Source organism: Pseudomonadota bacterium (genome assembly GCA_016195085.1).
Classification (GTDB): domain Bacteria; phylum Pseudomonadota; class Alphaproteobacteria; order SHVZ01; family SHVZ01; genus JACQAG01.
Genome location: JACQAG010000086.1, coordinates 1 through 2,590 on the forward strand (window position 1 = coordinate 1; position 2,590 = coordinate 2,590).

The window sequence follows — 2,590 nt, forward strand, 5'->3', positions numbered from 1 at the left end:
GCCCACCGGCAGGGCCAGGCGGGGCTGGTCGAGCTCTGGCCGGCGGTGGAGCCGGCCGAATTGCCGCCCATCGAGCGGTGGCAACCGCCGGTCGGTGCGCTTGCCGCCGACAGCCCGGTCGAGCGGCTGGCGCGCATCATCGCCGGGCGGATTCGATCCTGGCTGGATGAAGGCGAGCGCCTGCCGGCGCGCGGCCGGCCCGTGCACGCCGGCGACATCATGGTGCTGGTGCGCCGCCGCGGCGTCTTCGTCGAGCATCTCGTGCGCGCGCTCAAGGATCGCCAAGTGCCGGTCGCCGGCATCGATCGCATGGTGCTGGCCGAACAGCTCGCGGTCATGGACCTGATGGCGCTGGGCCAGTTTCTGCTGCTGCCCTCCGACGATCTGACCCTGGCGGTCGTGCTGAAGAGCCCGCTGATCGGCTTCGATGAGGGGCGGCTGTTCGATCTCGCCCACGACCGCCGGCCGCGCAGCCTCTGGCAGGCCCTGCAGCGGCGGCGCTCGGAGCACCCCGACTTCGCCCGCGCCGTCCAGTATCTGGAAGCGCTGTTGGCGCGCGTCGATTTCACCCCGCCCTTCGAGCTCTACGCCGATGTGCTGGGCCCGCTCCAAGGACGCCGGCGTCTGGTCGAGCGCCTCGGCGCCGAGGCCCTCGACCCGTTGGATGAGTTCCTCTCCGCCGCCCTTGCCTTCGAGCGCACCCATGTCGCCTCGCTGCAGGGGTTCTTGTCCTGGCTCGCCCGCGGCAAGAGCGATATCAAGCGCGACCTGGAGCCGGCGCGCGACCAGGTGCGGGTGATGACCGTGCACGGCGCCAAGGGTCTGCAGGCACCGATCGTGATCCTGCCGGACACCATGCAGGTGCCGAAGTCCGGGCCCAAGCTGTTGTGGCCGGCGGGGGACGATATTCCGCTGTGGTCGCCTTCCCAGCGCCGGGATGACGAGCTCGCCGCCTCCGCCCGCGCCGCCGCCAGGCTCGCCGGCGAGCGGGAATACCGAAGGCTGCTCTACGTCGCCATGACCCGGGCGGAAGACCGGCTCTATGTCGCCGGCTGGCGCCGGGCGCGGGGCGGGGCGGCCGGTTGCTGGTACGAGCTCATCGAGCGGGGCCTGGCCGCCCTGGGCGAAGCGGTCCCGATTGCGCTCACCGGCGGCCTTCAGGGTCCGGGGCGCCGGCTTGCAAGCCCGCAGACCGCACTCCCGGTTCCCGATCGCGCCGCTGCCGGGTCAACCGCGGCGGCGGCGCCGAGCCTGCCGGAATGGGCTGGGCGGTCACCCCCGGCCGAGCCCGACCCGCCCAGGCCCTTGGCGCCAAGCCGGCCGGAGGGCGAGGAGCCGACCGTCCGCTCGCCGACCGGGAGCGAGGATTCGGCGCGCCTGAAGCGCGGCCGGCTCATCCATCGCCTCCTGCAGAGCCTGCCGGATTTGCCCCGAAGGAGCCGGGCCGCCGCGGCCCGGCGTTGGCTTGGCCGCCCGGTCCACCGCTTGGCCGCCGACGAGATTGCTGAGCTCGAGCGCGAGGTCCTGGCGGTCCTCGAACACCCGGATTTCGCCCCTCTCTTTGGCCCCGGCAGCCGGGCCGAGGTGCCGCTGGCCGGGCTCATTCGCCTTGCCGATGGCAGCACCAGGCGGGTCGCCGGACAGGTCGACCGGCTGGTCGTCGCCGCGGGCAAAGTTCTGGTTTTGGACTACAAATCGAACCGCCCCGCGGCGACCCGGGAGAGCGACGTTTCTTCTTATTATATCAAGCAGATGGCCGCTTATCGAGCGGTGCTGCGGGAGATCTATCCCGACCATGAGGTCGCCTGCGTCCTCGGCTGGACCGAGATCCCCCTCCTGATGCAACTCAGCGATGCTTTGCTCGCGGCCCACCCGCCTTGACCGGCGGGGGACCCCCCCCTAGATTTCAGGGGCCGGGGACGTCACTCTGGCTTAGAACGTCCCCAGAACAAAGGAGCTCCGATGACCACCACGATTGCGACGACACCGGCGAAGGTGAGCGACGAGAGCTTCGAGGCCGATGTGCTGCGGGCCAATGCTCCCGTCCTCGTAGACTTCTGGGCGGAGTGGTGCGGCCCCTGCAAGACGATCGCGCCGGCGCTCGAGGAGCTGGCCAAGGACTATTCCGGCAAGGTGGTGGTGGCGAAGGTCAACATCGACGAGAACCCGTTGACCCCGCAGCGCTACAATGTGCGCGGGATTCCCACCCTGATGCTGTTCAAGGGCGGCCAGGTGGCCGCCACCAAGATCGGCGCCTTGCCCAAGGGCAAGCTCTACGAGTGGGTCGACTCGGTCCTGTAGACCGGCCCCCCCCCGCGCGTGTCCCACCCTGCGCGTGCCCGGGACTGGGACAGTGGGACAGGTGCAAGCCTTTGAAATCGCTGTGGTGAGCTGAGAGCCCGGACGGACGTGCCGCCACGGCAGTGGCCCGGCTCGTCGCATGATGCCTTAGACCGAACTTTACCCATTTTTCGAGCAAGGCGCTGATGTGACTCGCATTTGGTTGCGGGTCCTGACTACAGCGTCGGTTGGAGGGCGAGCAGATCGAAGGCGCGGCGCTGGGTTTGGGTCGGTGTGGCGAGCACGGGGA

2 protein-coding genes are annotated in these 2,590 nt (G+C 70.0%); both read left to right on the forward strand.

Annotated features, from left to right (window positions below):
* The coding region (locus HY058_22215) for a PD-(D/E)XK nuclease family protein (GenBank protein ID MBI3500017.1) at nucleotides 1–1,881 on the forward strand (1,881 nt) is incomplete at its 5' end.
* Nucleotides 1,882–1,962: 81 nt separating this feature from the next.
* Entirely contained in the window at nucleotides 1,963–2,301 is a 339-nt protein-coding gene (gene trxA / locus HY058_22220) for a thioredoxin TrxA (protein MBI3500018.1), read from the forward strand.
* Nucleotides 2,302–2,590: the final 289 nt, after the last annotated feature.